Below are 21,797 nucleotides of genomic sequence, written 5' to 3'. Positions count from 1 at the left end.
GGGCGAATATGGCCAGACGAATCTAATCAATGTTTCAGGTGTGTATCCAAAAACTTCACCATGGCATTGTAAAATTCGATGCGGTTCTCTTCATTGTTGAAGCCGTGGCCCTCGTTGTCTTTCACCATATATTCGACATCTACGCCTCTCTTCTTGAGGGCCTCGACGATTTGATCGGACTCGGCCTTGTTCACGCGCGGATCATTGGCGCCCTGTGCGACGAAGAGCGGCGTTGTGATTTTGTCCGCATGGAATACAGGAGATACGGCCTTCAGCATGTCTTTGTCCTTCTCCGGATGGCCGATGCGCTCATAGAACATGTTGCGGTTCGCTTCCCAATAAGGCGGCAATGTATTAAGCAGGGTGAAGATGTTGGATACCCCGACATAATCGACGGCTGCTGCATACATGTCCGGCGTAAACGTAATGCCGGCTAGTGTCGCATATCCGCCGAAGGATGCACCGTAAATGCCGACGCGCTTCGGATCGGCGATGCCTTGCTTGATTGCCCATTGTACGCCATCCGTGATGTCATTTTGAATGTTGCGACCCCACTGCTTGTTTCCGGCGTCGATGAATGCTTTTCCGTAACCCGTAGAGGAGCGGAAATTAACCTGCAGCACGGCATAGCCGCGATTAGCCAGCAGCTGAGCCTCCGTATTGAAGCCCCACATGTCGCGGGTCCATGGGCCGCCATGCGGATTGACGATCAGAGGGAGATTCTCTGGCGTCTTATTCTTCGGCAGCGTTAAGTAGCCATGAATCGTCATGCCGTCTCTGCTCTTAAAGGAGATCGGGTGCATGTCCGCCATCTGTTCTGGATTGAGCCAGTCACTCAGGTTGGCGAGCAGCGTCAATTGATCCGTTGTGGAATCATAGTAATAATACTTGCCCTGCACTTTGTCAGTGGATAGGCTGACGATGAGCTTGGTCTTGTCTTCATTGTAGTCGTTGATGCCGATTTCGCTTTCGGTTGCCTGCAGCTTGTGCTGAAGTTTTTTGTGCAAAGCCTCGAATGATTCATCAAAATATTTCACATGTACTTTATCCGTTATATAAGCAGTCATGAGCAGTTTATCCTGCTTATGGTCATACACCGCTCCTGCCAGATCGACGTCCGGATGGGAGTAGATCAGCTGCTCATTGCCCTGAAGGTCGTACTTGACGAGCGCGGACTTGTCGCGTCCTTTATTCGATACAGCATAGATTGTCTTATTGTCCTTGGAGAAGCCGAGCGGGCTAACATTGTCGCCGCCTGATGTCGTAATGAATGGCTTGAATTCGTCTTCCTCTGTCGCCCGGTACAATACGACGCCCTCGATGCCGTCTGAAGCAACGGCAAGGCGAATTTTGCCGTCATGGTCGGCAATCCATTCTTGAATGTCGCCTGGATTTTTCGCGACAAGCTTCGTTTCGCCAGTCCTTATGTTCAGCTTGTACACGTCAAATGCCTTGGCGTCTTCCTTGTTCATGGAGACGAGAATCTCATCCTTAACGCCGGACAATGCACTGACTACGCCGACTCGAACCTTATCGAATGGCGTTAAATCCTTCTCTTCATTGCCTTTGAACGCTGCGGAGTACAGGTGGAAGTTCTCGTCCCCGCCCTTGTCCTTCAAGTAGAGGATATGATCGCCTTTCCAGAAGAAGCCGGAAATATCGCGATCCTTGGAGCTCGTTACGCGCACCGGCTCGCTGGAACCGTCCATCTTCTGTACGAAGACATTCGAGCGATTTTCCCACGCTGCTGCATAGGAAATATTATTGCCATCCGGAGACAGCTGATAGGAGAAGCTTCCAGGGTTGCGCATGAAATCCTCGACGGAAATTTGCGGCACGCCCTTATTGTCGATGCCGGAACGGCTCAGCTTCACAACGTTCTCAAGTGCGGATGCAGCCTCGCGCAGAGTTGCTGCGTTATTCTCATGCAGTTTCCCATCTGGGAATCCCTTGAGCAAGCCCAGCGTCTTAGCGCGTTCCGCATAATCGGTCAAGCTCTTCTCGTCTTGCTCCTTGCCAAGCGCACGAACGAGGATACGAGCAATCTCTCCGCGCTTAATCGGCGCATCAAGAGAGGTGAAATCCCCGTCATCTACCAAGCCTGCATTCTTAGCAGTCTTCATCGGCTCAATTCCGTGTTGGTACGTGAGTGCCAATACAGCAAGGCGGACGAATTCGTCAACGGAAACCGTAGACGTCAGTTTTGCATGTTCATCCAAAATTCCTTTGGACGTAAGCGCCTGAATCCCATTCTTGTACCAAGTGGCAGCTTCGGCCGGCTTCTGCGCCATGACGGACGTCGGCAGCGATGCGGCAAGCACGGCCGCGAGTGATGCAGCAATCCATTTCTTTTTCATTGAAAAGAACCCCTTTGTATACTTGTATATGTTCATAATTTGAACTTTCCCAAGTATATACGTAAAAATTGGTATTGCAGGATTCATGTAAAATATAACAGTTAGGTGAATTTATTGTATGTATACATCGCCATTCATACAGAAAAAGGGCCCTTTCTCATGGGAAAGAGCCCTGTTATGGATTGGAAGCTATTTTGTTAAATGGGTATCCAAGAACTTCATCATGGCATTGTAGAATTCAATTCGATTCTCCTCGTTGTGGAAGCCATGGCCCTCGTTGTCCTTCACCATATACTCTACATTAATGCCTCTCTTCTTGAGTGCTTCAACTATTTGATCGGATTCAGCTTTATTTACGCGCGGATCATTGGCCCCTTGTGCGACGAAGAGCGGTGTAATGATCTTATCTGCATGGAACACAGGGGATACTTCCTTAAGCAGCTCCTTATCCTTTTCTGGATGGCCGATGCGCGCATAGAACATATTGCGGTTCGCTTCCCAATATGGCGGCAGCGTATTCAGCAGGGTGAAGATGTTGGACACGCCTACATAATCGACGGCTGCTGCATACAGATCCGGCGTGAATGTTATGCCAGCAAGCGTTGCGTATCCTCCGAATGATGCGCCGTAAATGCCGATGCGGCTTGGATCTGCAATGCCTTGCTTGATTGCCCATTTCACGCCGTCCGTAATGTCATTTTGAATATCGCGTCCCCACTGCTTGTCGCCAGCATCGATGAATGCTTTGCCATAACCTGTTGAGGATCGGAAGTTAACCTGCAGCACAGCATATCCGCGATTAGCGAGCAGCTGAACCTCGGGATTGAAGCCCCACTCATCGCGAGCCCAAGGCCCGCCGTGAGGATTCACGATAAGCGGGAGCTGTTCGGGTTGCTTATTTTTGGGCAGTGTCAAATAGCCGTAGATCGTTAAGCCATCTCTGCTCTTATAGGAGATTGGATGCATATCGGCAAGTTGATCCGTTGTAAGCCAGTCGCTTAAGGCAGCAAGGAGCGTCAGCTTATCCGTTGTTGAATCATAGTAGTAGTATTTGCCCTGTACCTTGTCATTCGACAGACTGACGATGAATTTCGTTCTTGCGTCGTTGTAATCATTGATTTGGATTTCGCTTTCCGTTGCCTGTAATTTTTGTTGCAGCTTTTTGTTCAGAGCTTCGAAGTCCGCATCGAAGTAATAATTATGCTTCTTGTCTGTGATATAGGTAGCCATGAGCAGTTTATCTTGTTTGTCATCGTATACTGCACGATCCAAGTCGACCTCAGGATGGGAGTAGAGTAGCTGCTCCTTGCCCTGCAGGTCGTATTTGAGCAGCGCAGTTTTATCGCGGCCCTTGTTCGATATCGCATAAATGTTCTTGTTGTCCTTCGTGAAGCCAAGCGGGTAGACGGTTTCTCCTGTATTTGTTGTAATGAAAGGTTTAAATTTATCGTCCTCTGTATCACGATAGAGCACAGATCCTTCAATGCCATCCGTAGCAACAGCCATGCGAATGGCGCCATTGTGATCGGCAAGCCAAGATTGGATATTGCCAGGGTTTTTCGCTACAAGCTTGGTAGCCCCTGTCTTCACGTTCAGCTTATATACATCGAATGCTCTCGCGTTATCCTTGTTCATCGTAATGAGAATTTCATCCTTCACACTGGACAATGTACTGACTACCCCGACGCGCACCTTATCGAATGGAGTGAGATCCTTCTCCGCATTGCCGTTGAATGCTGCCGAATATAAGTGGTAGTTTTCATCTCCGCCCTTGTCCTTCAAGTACAGGATGTGATCGCCCTTCCAGAAGAACCCCGCAATATCGCGATCCTTGGAGCTAGTGATGCGTGCAGGCTCGCTCGAGCCATCCATCTTCTTCACGAATATATTCGTCCGGCTCTCCCAAGGAGCCGCATAAGAAATGTAGTTGCCGTCCGCAGACAACTGATACGAGAAATTGCCAGGGTTGCGCATGAAATCCTCAACGGAAATGAGCGGTACACCCTTGTTGTCGATTTGAGCTAGACGGCGCTTGCGCAGGTTGCGAAGTGCAGAGGCGGCTTCCCCGATAGTCGCGTCTTTATTTTCATGAAGGCTGCCGTCTGGATAGCCAGTAAGTAAGCCAAGAGATTTAGCACGCAGCGTATATTCCATTAATGTCTTCTCGCTGCGTTCCTCTGTGCCAAGTTCATAGGCGCGAACGAGGATTCGGGCAAGCTCTCCGCGCGTAATTGGTGCGTCGAGAGAGGAGAATTCCTCAGCTTCGACCCAGCCTTCATTCGCAGCTGCCTTTAGCGGATCGATCCCATGCTGGTAGGTGAGCGATAGTGCGGCATAGCGAATGAAGTCCTTTACCGGGATTGTGGATGTTGGCTTTGTCTGCTCGGGAAGAATCCCTCTGGAGATGAGCGCCTGAATCCCTTCTGTATACCATGATGAGGCGGCAGTAGAAGTAGACTTCTGCTGCGCCATGACAGTCAGCGGAAGCGATGCAGTGAGCACAGCAGCAAGTGTGGCGGATATGACTTTCTTTCTCATGAATTGAATAACCTCCTTATATGTACAGACCCATATATGTATATGATGAAGCTTTTTATTTAGTATTTGGATCAATTGTATGTATTAGGTAGGTTATATGGAATCGTGTGAAATATACGCGAACACCCCGGATAGACGCTGACTGCTGACGTCCGTTCCGGGGTGCTGCAAGTAGGTGTGAAGTTATTGGATGGAGTAAGGAAGCTTGAATGTCCACAGTTCAGTGCCGTTGTCGGACGAGCTGCTGTCCACACCGAAGTCGTTATCATTGACGATTACGAGTTTATTGCCGTCTACGAGGGATACACCTTCAATTTTCTCATACGGATATTTGAATTCAACAGCATCCAATACAGTACGCTTCGCAAGCGGCAGAATGCTGTTGGATTTCAGATCAGCAAGAGACATTTGCTCCAGTGTCCTGCCAGACTTCTCGTCGTCATACTTGCCAAGAATATTCGTAGCTGTCGTGAGATCGACCGCATAAATGCGCTTCAATTGAGCTTTATCGCCTGCATTTTTGTCACGTTCGTCAATCAGCAGCGTATTCTCGTTGATGGCTACCACGTCCGAGATGACAATGTCTGCTTGATCTAGACCGGTGAATGGCTTGGCATCCTCTGTCACATATACATATTCAGCCACTGGCTGCAATGTCGCAAGATCGAACTTGATGATGCGCAGTTGACGCGAGTTGTCTGTAGACTTGTCTGGATTGCGCAGCGGGCTTTGCATAGACATGAACATGTACTTGCCGTCTGGCGTAATACCGACGCCTTCAGCACCGCGATTTTGGCGAAGCTTATTGTATACGGATGGAAGCACTTCTCTAGCTGGTACAAGCGGTGTAGAGACTTGTGCAGCCCATCCTTTTGGAACAATTCGCTCAATAATCGTACCGTCGCGCTTCACATGAACGATGGAAGGGCCGTATTCATCCGAGATCCAGAACGTGTCATCCTTCGCGTTATAGGCAAGACCCTCGATATCGAGTCCGTATGGATCGTAGGCTAGGCCTTTTTCCCCTTTGGCATCGAATGGGGCTTCATCACGACCTTTACTATTCGGAAGTCCGGTAATATGAGCATTTCCCGTCGTTGGATTTTTGCCATTTACCTTGAGCGGAATTTGCTCCAATATTTTAATTTCATCTTTATCGATTTGAATCTTGTATAAGCTAGGCGTATAGCTTGCTAACGGGAACGTCCGGCGAGTTTTACCGCCAACCTCAACTTGGCCGTTCGGGCCACGGTCAGCAGTGGAGTAGAACACATTGTCAGGATCGCCAGGCACATGAGTCAAGGATGAACCAATACCCATCTTAATTCCTTCAGCTAGATCCGCTGCATTGAGCTTGTACTTGCCAGTCAACTCAGGCTTGTCCGTCAACGCAACACTGCCTCTGAATTCATCCCAATCTACATATTTGCCTGTTACTTCACTAAGTGCGCGGAGAGGCATGTATAAGCGAGAGTCGATTTCTACAGCCGGCGAAGCAGGTGTAACCGTTTGCCCGTTGTTCGTGTACGTAACGTGGGATGCAGGTACGCTATCGGCAGCTTGTGCCGAAGTAATTCCTGTTCCAGCAGTCAATGTCAATGCGGTTGCTAGCGCGATCATAGCTTTCTTTTTCATTTGTTATGTCCCTCCATAAGGCATAAGTGTGCGTTCTTGTCTGTTCACCTGGATTATAGCAAGCGCTTGTTAAGGTTATGTATTGGAAAGGTTAAGGAGATGTAATGGAAAACTTGAGAGTTTGTAAACAAAGTGAGGCATACAAATAGAAACGGACATCGGGAGGTAAAGTCTAGGATAGGTTGTCTGCTTCTAGCATCATTATCTGCTCGATATAAAAACAAAAATATATATCAGAAAATCCCATTTTTGAACGAGATATAGTTGACAGTAAAAAATAGACTAGGTACACTATTACTATATTGTTAGCACTCTGTGTAGTGGAGTGCTAATCCATTGCTTATACTATAATGATAATGACTACGTGTAAGTAATGACATGAAAAGATATGAGAGGGGATTTTTATTCATGGCTAAGAAGCAATTCAAAGCAGAATCCAAGCGTTTGTTGGAAATGATGATCAACTCGATCTACACGCAGCGGGAAATCTTCCTTAGAGAGCTCATCTCCAATGCGAGCGACGCGATCGACAAAATGTACTATAAAGCCTTGTCTGATGATAATGTGGTGTTCAATAAAGAAGATTACTTTATTAAAGTATCGGTTGATAAAGAGAACCGTACGTTGACAATAGCCGATACAGGGATCGGGATGACGAAGGAAGAACTGGAGAACAACCTCGGCGTTATCGCGAAGAGCGGCTCCCTTGCCTTCAAGACGGAGAATGAAGCGAAGGATGGCCATAACATTATCGGCCAATTTGGTGTAGGCTTCTATTCTGCATTTATGGTTGCTGATGTCGTGACGGTAATTAGTAAGGCGTTCGGCAGTGATGAAGCGTTCAAATGGGAATCGAAGGGTGTAGACGGGTACACGATTGAGCCTAGCGAGAAGGATGTGCCGGGTACGGTTATCACATTGAAGATCAAGCCGAACACGGAAGACGATCAATATGACGAGTATTTGGATGAATACCGTCTGAAGTCGATCGTGAAGAAATATTCGGACTTCATCCGTTACCCGATCAAGATGGATGTGACGAAGCATCGTCCGAAGGAAGACGACGATAAGGAATTCGAAGCGTATCAAGAAGAAGAAACAGTGAACAGCATGGTTCCGATCTGGCGCAAAAATAAGAATGAGCTGACGACAGAAGACTATGAGAACTTCTACAGTGAGAAGCGTTATGGCTTCGACAAGCCGCTGAAGCATATTCATATCAGCGCTGACGGCGCTGTTGTATATAATGCGATCTTGTACATTCCAGAGAATACGCCATTCGACTATTATACGAAGGAATATGAGAAGGGGCTTGAGCTGTACTCGAACGGCGTGTTGATCATGAACAAATGCGCAGAACTGCTCCCAGACTACTTCAGCTTCGTGAAAGGGATGGTCGATTCCGAGGATCTGTCCTTGAACATCTCACGCGAAATGCTGCAGCATGACCGCCAGTTGAGCTTGATCGCGAAGAATATCAAGAACAAGATTAAGAGCCAGCTGCAATCCTTGATGAAGGACGAAAGAGAGAAGTACGAGCAGTTCTTCCAATCGTTCGGCAGACAGTTGAAGTATGGTGTGTACAGCGACTATGGCATGAACAAGGATGTGCTGCAAGACCTGATCATGTTCTACTCCTCCAAGGAGAAGAAGTTGGTATCACTGGATGAGTACGTAGAAAGAATGCCAGAAGATCAGAAATACATTTACTACGCAGTTGGCGAATCGATCGAACGCATCGAGAAGCTGCCGCAAACTGAGCTTGTGTTGGATAAGGGCTATGAGATTCTGTACTTCACAGACGACATTGATGAGTTCGCGATCAAGATGCTCATGAAGTACAAGGAGAAGGAATTCAAGAACGTATCGAGCGGCGATCTCGGCATCGAGTCCGATGGCGATGACAAGTCTGCTGACGAACAAGACGAGAACAAGGAACTGTTCGAGGCGATGAAGGACATCTTGAAGGATAAGGTGAAGAGCGTTAAAGCCTCGAAGCGCTTGAAGTCCCATCCAGTATGCTTGTCTGCAGAAGGCGAAGTATCCATCGAGATGGAAAAAGTGTTGAATGCGATGCCGAACAACCAAGCGGTGAAAGCCGATAAGGTGCTCGAAATCAACGTGAACCACGAGGTGTTCCAATCCTTGAAGAACGCTCATGCATCTGATGAAGAGAAGCTGAGCCTGTATACGAACCTGCTGTACAGCCAAGCGCTCTTGATTGAAGGCTTGCCGCTGCAGGATCCAGTGGAGTTCACGAACGATATGTGCAAGATTATGGTGTAATGATAGAAGATAACCCGCTGTCGGCCCAAGCGCTGGCAGCGGGTTTTTGCGTTTGGCTATCTGCACTTCAGGAGAACGTCAATGGCCTTGAACATAATGCGAACTGCCTTAGCGGTGGATCGCAGTTGATTCAAGCTGCCGATCAGATAGGCATCGAGGGCGGGATGATAGAACATAACGGTTCCGGAATAGCCCCATGCGCCCCACGCATTATATCTTGCCGGGAATAAGATTGGAACGGTTCGAAAGCGGACAATGCCGTACCCATAATCCACGCCCGGCCTGAACTTCGTCCATACTTGCATGCGCTGGAGGCTTTCGTTGGATATCAACTTGCCGCTCGTAAGAGCCTTCATGAATGTCAGCAAGTTCTCAGAGGTCGATATTAAGGCGCCGCCTGCGTATTCCATGCTGATGCTTTTGTAATGGGTGATTGCAGTCTGGCCGGCATATAAGTCGGCCATGGGATAAGGGTCTTCTACTGCCGGTGTAGAATAAAACGCCATATGCGTATGATGGAGCTGCAGCGGTTCGAATAAGTAACGGCGAAATGCTTCATGGAGTGGATTGGATGTGATGTTTTCAATGAGTAAGCCTAGTAAGTGGTATCCGGTATCCGAGTAATGGATTCCCTGATCGGGTGGGAAATGGGATTTTAGATGCTTCTTGGACCATTCAATGACCTCCTGCGGCGTCCATTGGCGCGAAGGTTCCGAGGTGAACAGATCGAGCATCCGCGGGCCTTGCTTGGGGCGATCCTCGAAGTAATCGTTCAATCCGGACGTATGGCTGAGTAGATGCTTGATTTGAATTCGATTAGAGTAATCGGTGCCCTTGTAAACATGCAGCTTGTGCATCAGCTCAGAGGGAAGGTAATGATGGATGGGATCTTCGTAGGTGAGCTTGCCCTCTTCTGCGAGCATTGCCGTAAGTACCGAGGTGAACAGCTTGCTAATGCTGGCAATATAATAGCGCTGCTGCGGAAGGGCTGGCTTGCCTTGCGTCATGCCTTCCGCCATGTTCAGATGAATGCCTAGCGGCTCGCAATGTACGAGGAAATAGGCATTGTGAAGCTTGTGATTGCGCTGAATAACGCTTCTAAACTGCCGCTCGATTCGACTCATCGCTTCCTGACGATTCATAATTGCTCCCCTTCCTGCCGCATGCGGGCGGCAGCGATAATATCGGCGGACGTGCTGTCCATGACCTCAATGTCATTGAAGCCTTCCGGCAGCAGGCCATTAGCCGTCATAACGGACAGACCTAGCGTAAATATTCTCATCTTAAGCAGAATAGGCATCAGCTCTTCGTCTGTGAAATCGGCAAGCTCCGGATCGGTCTTCATTCTGTCGATTAGGCTGTTCATCTCGCTGGGCTCATGCTGCAAATAGGGGTTCGGTCTCATGACCATGTCGCGGAACAGGAGCGGGTATTCCCTTGCGAAGCGGAGTGTGGCAACGCCAATATCATGAAATGGCTGGCCCGTATCCTGACTGAGGAGATAATCGTCGCTGAAAGTAAAAATACGCTGTACGACCACTTGAATGAGCTCCGCAACATCTGTGAAGTTGACATAAATAGGCGCAATTGAGCTCCCCAGATGTTCTGCGACCTTGCGAATCGTAATGCTGTAGATTCCTTCTCGCATGGCAATGTTGAAGGCGGCATCAATGATCGTATCCCGCGAAAACTTCGTCTTAGGCGGCATAGCGGGTTTCCTCCCTAGTAGGCATCCAAATCCAATGAAATATCATCTGATACATATCAAATGATATTTATCTATAATCAGTATATATGTGACAGGTAGATTTTCAATACCTCATCAAGAAAAATGTGGAAAATATATTTATTTATACATCTGTTCGACCCTACTTAGTTGAGAAGGTGGTGAACGGCTTTTTGTCCTGCCAAAATGAAATGTTGATTGGATGGAACCAACTAAGTTTAAGCGGGTACGAGGCGAAGCAGGAGTCGAAATACGGAAATAAATTTTCCTTTACGAAAAAAGGCAGTCCTACAATAGCAGCCAGAGTGGACTTGAAAGGGAACTGCTTCGGTATCAGTCTGTTGCCTGAGAACGGCAAGAGAAACTAATGGGTAGGAGGAGGATTTATTCATGAAACGGTGGAACGTAGTTCTATTATCTGTAACCGCAGCAGCGCTTCTTATGGTATCCATTCCGGGACCGACATCCGCTGTGGCAGCTGCGGCCAACTCCGAACAACAAGGCGAGCCGGGATTCACGAAGACCGTTAAGGATTTGGACAAGGAGCTGGTGGAGAAGGTGCAGGAGGCTTTGAAGCCGTTCGTGAATGAAGAAATTGACTTTGAAGGCGTGCGGTATTCGTATAAAATCGATGGGAAGAAAGAGCCTACTCTTTATTCGAAAGACTATCGAACCGTAACGCATCCCGTAAAGGGAGCGGAGAAAATATTTGCTGCTGAGGTTACGATCAAAGCACAAACCGGTGAAATCTATCAAATCAATCTCGACCCTCAGCTCTCTTCCTTGGACGAGGGCATCCGGACAAAGATGAAGGCAGCCATCACAGAAACAGAGAAGAGCCTCTCGTATGACGATATTACGAAATTGAACATTGATGGAGCAAGCGGCGAAATTAGTACGCTAGGTCCTTACCATCTTGTCATCGACGCGAAAAGCGGCAAAGTGCAATTGGCAATATATAATGTGCCGAAGTCTAAGGTTGATCAGAGAGCTGTCCAAGCTGCTCAACAGGCGGCAGGTTCATTTACCGGCGGAAAGAAGATAACGTTCGATTCCGTCCGACGCTTTGTAGGGGAAGGGGCTGACCGTTATTTATTCACTCAGAATAACGAACAGTCGATAAACGTATGGATCGAGGCGGCAACAAATAAAATACAGAATATTTCTTTGGGGGCAGAAAGACCCATTCATAGCTCCAGGGAAGAGTTAAAGAAGAAGTTCGCCAAGCCAAAGTATACTGCTGCGGAAGCCATAAAAACAATGAATCCGATGATTAAGAAAATATTCGGCATCGACGTGACAGGATACCAAGTGAAGGTAGAGGATAACAACTATACATTTTTGAAAGAGGGCAGTCCAAGTATTTTGGCAGCTATAAATGAAAAAGGAAAGGTCTTCGTATTAAACAGAGAACTAGTTGCGAAATCAAAATAGAAGACCGAGAATGTTTCGACGGAGAACAGAAGACAGAAGGCAGAAAAAATCAGAGAGGCTGAGTGCCCTCTGATTTTTTTTTACATATGATCCGGTTTCTTATGCAAGCCCTACACCATTTGCAGTTCTTGGCTGTGAATATCCACGTACCGTGCGATATATTCTTGGAAGGTGAACTTCTCATCTCCCAGCGAATAGATACGCGCACCTGGCTGTAGAAATCTCAGATCCAAATGCTTAATGACGCTTGGATAAATAGGGTGAATCAAATCGATGAAGTCTGAATCGTAAAAGGCTTTCGCAATTTCCATCGTAGAAATTCCGATTCGCTGCAAAATATTCATCGCTAAGTAGCGGATAATATGATAGCGGGGATGGCACACCGTGCAGAATAGATGCTCCTTCTGATAATGCTGCTCGATGAAATTCGCAAGTGGAATATCAATGTCGAATTCGCGTTGGCGGAGATTATACATGAATTCGTTGTGGATCATTTGCAGTTCTTTGGCAGAATAGAATTGCTCGTCAGACAATATGGCGACAATTCGTTCCTTGCTCTCTCCTCGCTTCAATAACCGGAGAACGTTCTGATCCTCGTATCCATACAGCGTATTCTTGTTATTGTAAGTAAATTGAGGGTAGTAGGATTTGAAGTAGGCGTTGCCGATGCTAATTTTCTTGCAATGGGGTGGCAGCTTGCTTAACAAGTAATCACTAGACAAGCGCTCGCCGTAGGCATCGCTCGTCTTCATGTAAATGAACAAATCACAATCGTTCAGCACATGATCGCCGATCCCGATCTCTTGGTTGCAGTTTTGGATAGGGAGCACATCTACCAGCTTATAACTGTAGCGGAATGTGTGAGATGCCATCAAATACCTGCGTATGGGAAATACGTGACAATTTCCGAATACAATACATTTTTTCATTCGATATACACTCCCTCATTCTATCTATGATAGACAGAGATAATCGAGCCTCGCGTTCCGTGTTCAGGGGTTACGTGACAGTGAGATAATTGTCTACGGGATTGAGCGGGAATTGATTGAACGGAAGGTGGTAGGTCTCTTTCCCTAGAGTACCGCCCCACTTGGTCTCATAATAGTGGTGGTACAACGGGAAGGTAACGTGATGGAGATGGGTGAGCAGGGAATTGGACTTAACCGTCGAAGCCCCGGCATTATGATGGGTCACGCCCAGTCCGGTTGGAACGATCGGGTATCCTGCCAGCACGACTCTTCGGTACCAGTCCTGATCGGAGAAGTACATAGGAAGCAGGTGGTCCCACGGTCCAGCAGCCCTAATTGCGTCCATGTGAAATGCAGCGAGCGTATCCAAGTTAGTGAAGGCGACGCCCCATCGATGCCCGGTCTGCTGCCATGCTGCTAACGTAGCGAGGAATGCATCCGGAACGCCTTCATGAGCTTCTGCGTCGGAATGCATATAGAGAACTGCGTTACATTGCCGCTCAGCGCCCCATCGATGCAGCATATTTTGCGATTGACTATGTGAGAAGGGAACGGGGGGCTCGTAAATCGAAACGATAGAGGATAAGGCTGCTTCATGACGGAGGTCATGGCTGTCTGAATTATCGATGATAACCGTATGCGGCCAGTAGGGCTGGATACTGGCAATGGCCCGATACAATAGATCAAGGCGATTCACATAAAAGATGCCGAGCATGTATTTCATCCGAGTGACCCTCCACAGGTTCCTGCACAAAGCGGATAGAACTGACCTTTTGTTAATATATAATGCACGGCATTGGCTAATGGTCAGGGACAAAATGTCCCTATTTGTAAAAAAAAGCGTCTGAAGCCAAATTTCCCGAAACAGTGAGGGAAAGTGAGGGGAAGTGAGTGAACCGCGCTGCCTTGTACTTCATGCTTTTAAGTGCATGATCGCTGTGGTATGCTGTGATTTACAACTAGACTGCTTACCGACTTCGAAGAAGATAAGTCATACTGCCAGGGGAGGAGATCATGGTCAGACTGAAAGATATAGCAGAGAAGGTCGGAGTCTCGATATCGACTGTCTCACGCGTTATAAATCATGATGACAGCAGGCGAGTAAGTGAAGAGACGAAGCAGAAAATATGGCAGGCCGCCAAAACACTCAATTATCAGGTAACACCTATAGCCAATCCCAAAGCGCGTACCCGAACGCGGCATCACACATCTCCTATGTCCACTCATGCGATTGGCTGCATCCTATCACTTCCTGACAACAAGTACAATCATCCTTACTTTTCTCCGATTATTCAAGGAATAGAAGCCAAGCTGCTTGAGGCAGGAGCTTCACTTGCTTTTTTACATACCCAAGCTGAACTGAGAAGCACCACGTTGTTTGAATCCCTGTTGAAGTCGTATCAGCTTAGCGGAATCATTTGTGTAGAAGGAATGGATCCTGCTCAATATAAGTGGCTGAAGGAGAGAGTGCCGAACATTGTTGGGATCGATGTAGCAGATCCGTCAATTCCGGTCATCTCCTACGATCGGATGAATGCGGCAAGGGTGGCGGTTGGTCATCTCATCACGAATGGGCACCGCAAGATTGGATTTATTGGAGGGAAAGGGCTTCTTGGACAACTGGAGCGGGAGAAGAGGTATCGGGGATACCGAATCGCTCTTGAGGAAGCGGGCTGTGTATGGACCCCGAATTGGGTCATTGACGCTGAATGGGATGCGGATCGCAGTTATGAACAGATGAAGCAGCTAGTACAACAAGTAGATCGGCCTACTGCGATGTTCTGTGCCAGCGATATGATGGCAATTGCTGCGATGCGGGCAGCGGCGGAAGAGGGACTGTCCATTCCCGGGGATCTTGCCTTCATAGGCATTGATGATATTGAGTTCGCCAAGTACAGCTCTCCGCCATTGTCGTCTATTCATATTCCGAAGTACGAGATGGGGTATGCTGCTGCGAAGGCTTTATTGGATGGGCTGACGGATCCATATCCAGCGCCTTTCCGAATGCTGCTCCCTTTTTCTCTGATTGTACGCAAGTCTACCTGAGCGGATGAGGCTGTTCTCAATAGGCAGTAAAAAACAGGCCCTATAAGATAAACGAAGACGCCTTTAAAGCCACAGTTTAGTGGGGGAAAGGCGTCTTTTGTCATGCAATGTTCACCCCCATGTAGGGGTCAGAATGTAAGACGGACTTTTGAAGCGGATCCTTGTGTGTTTCACTTCGAGCCTGTTCTATTACGAACGGGAACCGATAATCGATGTAATGAGTTGAGGATACCAGTCCTGAATCGAGTCGAACTTGAATCCGTGCTGTGCTGCCTTGCTTGTATCCAGGCCCCATTGCTCCGGCACGCCGAACGGAGACAGGTGAGCGGTATCGAATGCTGCTGCCTGCTGTGGATCGGAAGTGTCTACGATAAGTGCAGATTTGCCTACTCCCTCTTCGATGAGCTGAATGATCTGACGGATCGACAGTACCCCGTTCGAGCAAGCGTTGACAGGTCCTTCGAAGTGCTGGTTTTTCAGCCAGAATAGGAAGCGGGCTGCTTCATCCGAAGTGATATAGCTCATCTCGGCTTGTGGATTCGGAAGTCCGATAGGAAGTTCCTGTTGTACATGCTCGATGTGGAAATGAAGCCGCTTCGTATAGTCATCCATGCCAAGCACGATTGGAAATCGAACGGCACATACGGGGAAGGAAGCATGCTGGAACAGGACGGCTTCAGCAAGCCGCTTGCCTTCGCCATATGCGATTTCCTGCGGAAGATCGGCTGGAATGGCGTATGTATATGGGGAGAATGCCTCTTCGGAATAGCCTATCTGCCCGAAGGGATAGACAGACAAGGTTGAAGTGAAGATGTACCGCTTCACCTTGCCAGCAAATATCTCACAAGCATGGAACGCATCCTGCGGGTGATAGCCGATATTATCGTAGACGACATCCCATTCCGTGTCGCCGACAGCCTGCCGCAATTGTTCAGGCACTGTTCGGTCAAGATGGATACGCGTCACTTGATCACCGAAAGAATCCTCCGTATGTCCTCGTGTAGCAACGGTAACATCCGAGCCTTCTTGAATAAGCAGGTTTACAAGCTTCTTGCCAAAGAAGCGGGTTCCCCCGAGTACTAGCACTTTACTCATGTCATCAAACTCCTTCTCTTACCTGTTTATAGTGTGAAGGGGACGATTTATTCTACCTATGTTGTATTCGCCGATTGCACGGATATTCCTGTACGCCGTATTGAAACTGATCAACTCCATGCAATACGGAGAAGCTGAGGGAGATGCATAGTTTGGATATTTGCCCCAAATATTTTAAATTTGGTTGATGAAAAATTCATCCAAAAACGTGTTGACGGAGGAAAGTTTAGCGTAATATAATGACGACAAGCTTGCAGGTGAAACCATTTTCAGTAAATGTGCTCGCGATATTTTTATCCAAACTTCAAGAGATTTTACCCCAAATATATTTGTCTTTTTTGCGCAAAGTGATTCAATACCCAAACTTAAGTACTTGGGTAGCACTCATCATATTCCCATCACATGACCATCAATCACGATCATCACACTAGAAGATCCATCACATCAGACACACTTCATTTATTCACCATTCAGCATGGTGCAGGAAGAAAACTCCTTATGAACCCAAGAATCCAATAGATCTAATACATCCAATAGATCAAATGCACCTAGATCCTATGAATCCTGTCTCGTATGAATTCTAAATACCTCACCATGGAAGAAGCCGACTAGAAAAATATCTGATTGAACTAGCCATTGTGCTGCATGCTTTATTGCTGACGCTTATTTCCCCTTACTTGCATTTAGCTGCTGCACAAGAGAACTAGCGGCATCGCGTATTGAAAGCGCTTTACTATAGAGGGCGATGTGCTGCTGCAAGCGGGCATTTTGCACAAGGCTTGCAAGCATAATCGAGAGGAGAATGAGGAAATGAAGACAGAGAAGCAAGTTCGAATTGGCATGATTGGTGCACGTGGAAGAGGGACAATCGCGAAATATTGGCATCAGCCGGAGGGGCGATCCATTGTAGTGGGGGCAGCTGATATTTATCCGGAGCGCCTTCAGGAATTCAAGGATGATGTTAACCCAGACGCGTTCGTCACGACAGACTATCGGGAACTCCTTGCACGTGCAGATATCGATGCGATAGCGGTGACCTCGCCTGATTTCTGCCATGAGGAGCATGCCGTAGCTGCGCTGAGGGCAGGCAAGCATGTTTTTTGCGAGAAGCCGCTGGCGATTACGGTGGAAGGCTGCGACAACATTTTGAACGCATGGAAGGAATCCGGCAAGCATCTGATGGTCGGCTTCAATATGCGCTACATGAATATGTACCGTACGATGAAGGAAATTGTGGATTCTGGTGTAATTGGCGAGATCAAGGCTGTTTGGGTAAGACATTTTGTAGGCTGGGGCGGGTATTTCTATTTCCACGATTGGCATGCGAACTCCAAGAACAGCACAGGATTGCTGCTCCAGAAGGGATCGCATGATATCGATATCATTCATTGGATTACAGGGCGCTATGCGACGAAGGTGAGCGCATTCGGCAGCTTGGACTTTTATGGCGGGGATAAGCCGAATGACTTAACCTGTCCAACCTGTGAGGAGCGGTCAACGTGTACGGAAGCGAGCCCAGGGAGACTGATCGAATGTGCATTCCGTGAAGAGGTGAATGTGGAGGACAACAATATGGTCATTATGGAGCTGGAAGGCGGGATCAAGGCCTCCTATCTACAATGCCACTTCACACCGGATTATCAGCGGAACTATACCTTTATCGGCACGGAAGGGCGGATGGAAAATAACGAAATGGAAGACAAAGTATACGTATGGACGCGCAAATCCAATTCAGAGCGCGAGCTGGCAGATCGCGTGTATCAGATTAAGGAGGCGAAGGGATCGCATGGCGGAGCGGATCCGAACATTTGCAAGGACTTCGTCGATATGATTCTGCATGGGAAGGAGCCGATAGCAACTCCACTTGCGGGACGCATGAGCGTGGCTGTAGGTTGTGCGGCAACCGAATCGATTCGCCAAGGCGGCGGCGTTGTCTCTGTCTCGCCAATACCGAATTTGGATGCTGCCGCTATCCTATCGGAGGGCTAATCCATGAAGCAGCCGGATAGCTTGTACGTAGACGATGCATCAGGGAGGAAGAGGCGATGAAGGCAACTGAACTTGCAATGCAGCGTTCCAGTGAGCTTGAACCTGGGCGCAACAGTCGAATGGAGCGCATACGCAAGGGGCTGGTGAAGAATTGGCAGCTGTATCTGCTCCTGCTTCCGGTCGTGCTGTACTATATCATCTTTCACTATTTGCCGATGTATGGCATTCAGATTGCTTTCAAGGACTTCATGGCGAATAAGGGGATATGGGACAGTCCGTGGGTTGGCTTCAAGCATTTTGAACGCTTCTTCAACAGCTTCTACTTCGAACGCCTGCTGACGAACACGGTGCTCATCAGTCTTTATTCCTTGGCGCTAAGCTTCCCAATCCCGATCCTCCTTGCGCTGATGCTGAACGAAGTAAAGGCCGAGCGGTTCAAGAAGGTCGTACAGACCATTACGTACGCCCCGCACTTCTTGTCGGTCGTCGTTGTTGTGGGGATGCTGTTTATTTTTCTGAATCCGAGTACAGGCATTATCAATCATCTGATCGTGGCGATGGGCGGCGAGCCGATTACCTTTATGACCTCTCCGGGCTGGTTCAAAACGCTGTATGTGCTGTCCGATGTATGGCAGACGATGGGCTGGAGCTCCATCATCTACTTGGCGGCCCTTTCTGGTGTCGATCACCAGCTGCATGAAGCAGCGACCATTGATGGCGCAACGCGTATACAGCGCATTTGGCATATTAACCTGCCTACGATAGCGCCGACGATAATCATTCTGCTCATTTTGAATCTGGGCAGCGTCATGTCGGTTGGCTTCGAAAAAGTATTCCTCATGCAAAATTCACTCAACATGAGCAGCTCAGACATCATTTCCACCTATGTGTATCGTACCGGTATTTTGGACGCGCAGTACAGCTTCTCGGCTGCCGTTGGATTGTTCAATTCCGTTGTCAATTTTGCGCTCTTGATTGTTGTGAACTACATTGCGCGGCGTGTCAACGAGACGAGCCTATGGTAAAGGGGGACAGAAGATGATTGACCGTTCGATTGGCGACCGCATATTTAACCTAATCAATTACACGCTGCTTACTGTGCTCACTCTCATCGTTCTGTACCCGCTCGTATTCGTATTGAGCGCTTCTATCAGCAATCCTGAACATGTGCTGCGCGGAGAAATGTGGCTCATTCCGAAGGGGTTCAACCTTGATGCATATACGAAAATTTTTCAAAACAAGGACATTCTGCTCGGCTACAGCAACACCATTCTATATACGGTCATCGGTACGGCGCTTAATGTCGTGATGACCATATGTGCCGCCTATCCATTATCTCGCCGTGACCTGGCAGGGCGTGGACTTGTAACCGGACTTATCGTATTCACCATGTTCTTCGGGGGCGGATTGATTCCTACCTATTTATTGATTAAAAACTTGAACATGCTCGATACGCTGTGGGTCATGATTATCCCGAATGCTGTATCCGTCTGGAATATCATCATTATGCGCACCTTCTTCCAGCAGTCGATTCCCGGTGAGCTTCAGGAATCTGCGATGATCGATGGATGCACGCACATCCAGACGCTGCTCCGTATCGTACTGCCGCTATCCATGCCGATTATTGCAGTTATGGTGCTTTTCTATGCAGTGGGTCATTGGAACTCGTACTTCAATGCCTTGATTTACTTGACGACGAAGGAGAAATTCCCGCTGCAGCTTATCCTGCGCGAAATATTGATTCAAAGCGATTCCGGCGAGTTCGTGAAGCTGACTTCTGAATCAGCGGTACGGATGAAGATGAGCGTGGAAGGGTTAAAGTACGCTGTACTCGTTGTAGCGAATTTGCCAATGTTGATTTTGTATCCGTTCTTGCAGCGGTACTTCGTGAAGGGCATCATGATTGGCGCATTGAAGGGGTAGATTGCACGGCCATCGGTATCGGTATTCCAATATTGAATAATCAAGGGGGACATGTGATGCGTTCAAGAAAATGGTTCACATTGACACTTAGTGTGGTGCTGAGCTTCTCATTGCTCGTAACAGCGTGCGGCGGAGGAGGCGGTGGTGCAGCGAACGAAGGCAATCGCGATGAGCGTGTGGCGCTGATGAACAAGGAGGGCATGCCGATCGCGAAGGACAAAATGACGATGACGGCCTTCGCTAGCAAGTTCTTCGCTTCTTCCGATTGGAGCAAGCTGATGCTCTGGCAGGAATACGAGAAAATGAGCAACATTCATATCGAATGGGAGACCGTGCAGATTGACAGTCTGAAGGAGAAGCGCAACATTAAACTGGCCGGTGGCGATTATCCGGAGATGTTTTTTGCCTCTGCACTGCCGAAGACGGACTTAATCAAATACGGTAGCCAAGGAACATTTCTAAGGCTGAACGACCTCATCGATCAATATGCGCCGAACTTCAAGAAGATTATGGAGCAGTACCCGATTGTGAAAAAGGGGATTACGATGCCGGATGGCAGCATATACGGATTCCCGACCATATTTGATCCAGAGTTCAAATCGCTGTTCTACGGCACGCCTTGGGTGAAGCAGGAATGGCTGGATAACGTGGGAATGAAGGCGCCGACGAATCTGGATGAATTGGTTCAGGTGTTGAAAGCGTTTAAAGAAAAGGATCCGAACAAGAACGGCAAGCAGGATGAGATTCCGTGGGGATCCAGGGGCGTCAGCATTATGATCAACTTCTTGCGCGGCCCATTCGGCTTGAGCAAGAATGGGATAGCCAATCTGAATGTTGATCTCGATCCTGTTACGGGCAGGCTTCGCTTTGTTCAGTCAACCGATGAATATAAGCAATTGCTGCAATATGTCGCTAAGCTATACAAGGATGGACTGCTGGACAAGGAAACCTTCACGATGAAGGATACGGACATTACCTCGAAGGCGAGCGCCGGCTTATATGGGTTCTTGGACGGTGTTGATCCGAAGGCCGTGTACAATCAGGATGGTTATGTGGGGATGCCAGTCATTCAAGGAGTGAACGGGGAGAAGCTGCTGACGAATATCGGCTCGCCGCTTGGCAACCTCGGTATGTTCGTCCTGACGGACAAAGCGAAGAATCCAGAAGCCGCAATACGCTGGATTGATCATTTCTATGGCGATGAAGGCGCCAAGATGTTCTTCATGGGCTTTGAAGGCGTTACTTATCAGGTGAACGATAAGGGTGACTATGAATATCTAGATGCAATTAAGAACAACAAGGATGGTCTGAATCTGGATCAGGCTATCAGCCAATACCTGACGTGGCCGGGCGGCTACTATCCGGGCATCGTGAAGCAGAAGTTCTTCAAGGGTGCGGAGGGCTATCCTTCTTCTGTGAAAAATGCGCAGGTTGCAGAGCCATTCTCGGTGAAAATGGAGGATGTATGGCCATCCTTCAACTTCACGCCAGAGGAGCAGGAAGAATTGACGACGATCCAGACGGACATCCAGACGTATATCGACGAGATGCGCGACAAGTTCGCCTCTGGAGCAGCAGGCTTCGATCAGTGGGATGCGTATGTGAAGCAGCTGGAGCAAATGAACGTGAAGCGTTACTTGGAGATCTATGAAGCTGCTTATGAGCGTTATAAGGGTGGAAAATAATCTATAATCGATAATGTGGCTCGCAGTGGTACACTTGGAAAAGTTGCTGCCTTGCGGGTCGTTTTTCGATTAGAAGGATTAGAAAAAAATATTGACACCGTTTTCATTACCAATT

General features: G+C 48.1%; 16 protein-coding genes. 8 read left to right on the top strand and 8 right to left on the bottom strand.

Annotated features, from left to right (window positions below; genetic code table 11):
• Window positions 1-26: 26 nt before the first annotated feature.
• The 3 genes from BBG47_RS08215 to BBG47_RS08205 form a co-directional block, all read right to left on the bottom strand.
• Complete coding sequence (locus tag BBG47_RS08215; RefSeq protein WP_065291334.1) at window positions 27-2,357, bottom strand: S9 family peptidase; 2,331 nt, start codon at window positions 2,355-2,357, stop codon at window positions 27-29.
• Between the two features lie 189 nt (window positions 2,358-2,546).
• Window positions 2,547-4,895 carry a S9 family peptidase gene (locus BBG47_RS08210; RefSeq protein ID WP_065291333.1) on the bottom strand — a complete coding sequence of 783 codons (2,349 nt, stop codon included), beginning with the start codon at window positions 4,893-4,895 and terminating at the stop codon, window positions 2,547-2,549.
• 183 nt (window positions 4,896-5,078) lie between these two features.
• A complete protein-coding gene (locus BBG47_RS08205; protein ID WP_065291332.1) occupies window positions 5,079-6,530 on the bottom strand; it encodes an esterase-like activity of phytase family protein in 1,452 nt (483 codons plus the stop codon).
• Window positions 6,531-6,938: 408 nt separating this feature from the next.
• On the opposite strand from BBG47_RS08205, the gene htpG reads away from it, so the two are divergent.
• Complete coding sequence (gene htpG, locus BBG47_RS08200; protein WP_028531964.1) at window positions 6,939-8,816, top strand: molecular chaperone HtpG; 1,878 nt, start codon at window positions 6,939-6,941, stop codon at window positions 8,814-8,816.
• A gap of 56 nt (window positions 8,817-8,872) precedes the next feature.
• Here the strand turns inward: htpG and BBG47_RS08195 are convergent, their stop codons facing one another.
• Both BBG47_RS08195 and BBG47_RS08190 read right to left on the bottom strand, forming a co-directional pair.
• On the bottom strand, window positions 8,873-9,958 hold the full coding sequence (locus tag BBG47_RS08195) for a serine hydrolase domain-containing protein (RefSeq protein WP_065291331.1): 1,086 nt from the start codon (window positions 9,956-9,958) through the stop codon (window positions 8,873-8,875).
• Complete coding sequence (locus BBG47_RS08190) at window positions 9,955-10,524, bottom strand: TetR/AcrR family transcriptional regulator (protein WP_065291330.1); 570 nt, start codon at window positions 10,522-10,524, stop codon at window positions 9,955-9,957. Before BBG47_RS08190 ends, BBG47_RS08195 begins: the two co-directional genes overlap by 4 nt.
• Window positions 10,525-10,715: 191 nt before the next feature.
• Between BBG47_RS08190 and BBG47_RS29855 the strand changes: the two genes are divergently transcribed.
• Both BBG47_RS29855 and BBG47_RS08180 read left to right on the top strand, forming a co-directional pair.
• A complete protein-coding gene (locus tag BBG47_RS29855) occupies window positions 10,716-10,910 on the top strand; it encodes a hypothetical protein (RefSeq protein ID WP_065291329.1) in 195 nt (64 codons plus the stop codon).
• A 22-nt stretch (window positions 10,911-10,932) separates the two neighbouring features.
• On the top strand, window positions 10,933-11,976 hold the full coding sequence (locus BBG47_RS08180; protein ID WP_065291328.1) for a hypothetical protein: 1,044 nt from the start codon (window positions 10,933-10,935) through the stop codon (window positions 11,974-11,976).
• Window positions 11,977-12,086: 110 nt separating this feature from the next.
• Here BBG47_RS08180 and BBG47_RS08175 read toward each other — a convergent pair whose 3' ends face one another.
• Together BBG47_RS08175 and BBG47_RS08170 are read right to left on the bottom strand one after the other, a co-directional pair.
• A complete protein-coding gene (locus BBG47_RS08175) occupies window positions 12,087-12,905 on the bottom strand; it encodes a WcbI family polysaccharide biosynthesis putative acetyltransferase (protein ID WP_065291327.1) in 819 nt (272 codons plus the stop codon).
• 70 nt (window positions 12,906-12,975) lie between these two features.
• Window positions 12,976-13,668, bottom strand: coding sequence for a glycosyltransferase family 2 protein (locus BBG47_RS08170; protein WP_065291326.1), 693 nt, complete (start codon window positions 13,666-13,668; stop codon window positions 12,976-12,978).
• A gap of 290 nt (window positions 13,669-13,958) precedes the next feature.
• Here BBG47_RS08170 and BBG47_RS08165 point away from each other — a divergent pair, with 290 nt between their 5' ends.
• Window positions 13,959-14,990 carry a LacI family DNA-binding transcriptional regulator gene (locus BBG47_RS08165; protein ID WP_065291325.1) on the top strand — a complete coding sequence of 344 codons (1,032 nt, stop codon included), beginning with the start codon at window positions 13,959-13,961 and terminating at the stop codon, window positions 14,988-14,990.
• A gap of 189 nt (window positions 14,991-15,179) precedes the next feature.
• Here the strand turns inward: BBG47_RS08165 and BBG47_RS08160 are convergent, their stop codons facing one another.
• On the bottom strand, window positions 15,180-16,085 hold the full coding sequence (locus BBG47_RS08160) for an NAD-dependent epimerase/dehydratase family protein (protein ID WP_065291324.1): 906 nt from the start codon (window positions 16,083-16,085) through the stop codon (window positions 15,180-15,182).
• A gap of 810 nt (window positions 16,086-16,895) precedes the next feature.
• Here BBG47_RS08160 and BBG47_RS08155 point away from each other — a divergent pair.
• The 4 genes from BBG47_RS08155 to BBG47_RS08140 all read left to right on the top strand — a co-directional run bounded on the left by BBG47_RS08155 (window position 16,896) and on the right by BBG47_RS08140 (window position 21,682).
• Window positions 16,896-18,074 (top strand): Gfo/Idh/MocA family protein, encoded by a 1,179-nt coding sequence (locus BBG47_RS08155; protein WP_065291346.1) that lies wholly within the window; start codon window positions 16,896-16,898, stop codon window positions 18,072-18,074.
• A 119-nt stretch (window positions 18,075-18,193) separates the two neighbouring features.
• The gene (locus BBG47_RS08150) at window positions 18,194-19,099 is read left to right on the top strand and encodes an ABC transporter permease (protein WP_254659784.1); all 906 of its coding nucleotides are present in this window, start codon (window positions 18,194-18,196) and stop codon (window positions 19,097-19,099) included.
• A 13-nt stretch (window positions 19,100-19,112) separates the two neighbouring features.
• Complete coding sequence (locus BBG47_RS08145) at window positions 19,113-19,997, top strand: carbohydrate ABC transporter permease (protein WP_065291323.1); 885 nt, start codon at window positions 19,113-19,115, stop codon at window positions 19,995-19,997.
• Window positions 19,998-20,053: 56 nt separating this feature from the next.
• A complete protein-coding gene (locus BBG47_RS08140) occupies window positions 20,054-21,682 on the top strand; it encodes an extracellular solute-binding protein (protein ID WP_065291322.1) in 1,629 nt (542 codons plus the stop codon).
• Window positions 21,683-21,797: the final 115 nt, after the last annotated feature.

This window comes from Paenibacillus sp. KS1 (assembly GCF_001680695.1).
GTDB lineage: Bacteria > Bacillota > Bacilli > Paenibacillales > Paenibacillaceae > Paenibacillus_B > Paenibacillus_B suaedae.
Note: the sequence above shows the minus strand (reverse complement) of the source record. Positions and strands in the feature narration are given on the sequence as shown.

What these genes read in the sequence shown, in the direction of transcription:
- BBG47_RS08215 (WP_065291334.1), bottom strand. Translation starts at nt 2,357, where the DNA reads ATGAAAAAGAAATGGATTGCTGCATCACTCGCGGCCGTGCTTGCCGCA.
- BBG47_RS08140 (WP_065291322.1), top strand. Translation starts at nt 20,054, where the DNA reads ATGCGTTCAAGAAAATGGTTCACATTGACACTTAGTGTGGTGCTGAGC.
- BBG47_RS08155 (WP_065291346.1), top strand. Translation starts at nt 16,896, where the DNA reads ATGAAGACAGAGAAGCAAGTTCGAATTGGCATGATTGGTGCACGTGGA.
- BBG47_RS08160 (WP_065291324.1), bottom strand. Translation starts at nt 16,085, where the DNA reads ATGAGTAAAGTGCTAGTACTCGGGGGAACCCGCTTCTTTGGCAAGAAG.
- BBG47_RS08205 (WP_065291332.1), bottom strand. Translation starts at nt 6,530, where the DNA reads ATGAAAAAGAAAGCTATGATCGCGCTAGCAACCGCATTGACATTGACT.
- BBG47_RS08170 (WP_065291326.1), bottom strand. Translation starts at nt 13,668, where the DNA reads ATGAAATACATGCTCGGCATCTTTTATGTGAATCGCCTTGATCTATTG.
- BBG47_RS08180 (WP_065291328.1), top strand. Translation starts at nt 10,933, where the DNA reads ATGAAACGGTGGAACGTAGTTCTATTATCTGTAACCGCAGCAGCGCTT.
- htpG (WP_028531964.1), top strand. Translation starts at nt 6,939, where the DNA reads ATGGCTAAGAAGCAATTCAAAGCAGAATCCAAGCGTTTGTTGGAAATG.
- BBG47_RS08195 (WP_065291331.1), bottom strand. Translation starts at nt 9,958, where the DNA reads ATGAATCGTCAGGAAGCGATGAGTCGAATCGAGCGGCAGTTTAGAAGC.
- BBG47_RS08190 (WP_065291330.1), bottom strand. Translation starts at nt 10,524, where the DNA reads ATGCCGCCTAAGACGAAGTTTTCGCGGGATACGATCATTGATGCCGCC.
- BBG47_RS08165 (WP_065291325.1), top strand. Translation starts at nt 13,959, where the DNA reads ATGGTCAGACTGAAAGATATAGCAGAGAAGGTCGGAGTCTCGATATCG.
- BBG47_RS08175 (WP_065291327.1), bottom strand. Translation starts at nt 12,905, where the DNA reads ATGAAAAAATGTATTGTATTCGGAAATTGTCACGTATTTCCCATACGC.
- BBG47_RS08150 (WP_254659784.1), top strand. Translation starts at nt 18,194, where the DNA reads ATGGAGCGCATACGCAAGGGGCTGGTGAAGAATTGGCAGCTGTATCTG.
- BBG47_RS08210 (WP_065291333.1), bottom strand. Translation starts at nt 4,895, where the DNA reads ATGAGAAAGAAAGTCATATCCGCCACACTTGCTGCTGTGCTCACTGCA.
- BBG47_RS08145 (WP_065291323.1), top strand. Translation starts at nt 19,113, where the DNA reads ATGATTGACCGTTCGATTGGCGACCGCATATTTAACCTAATCAATTAC.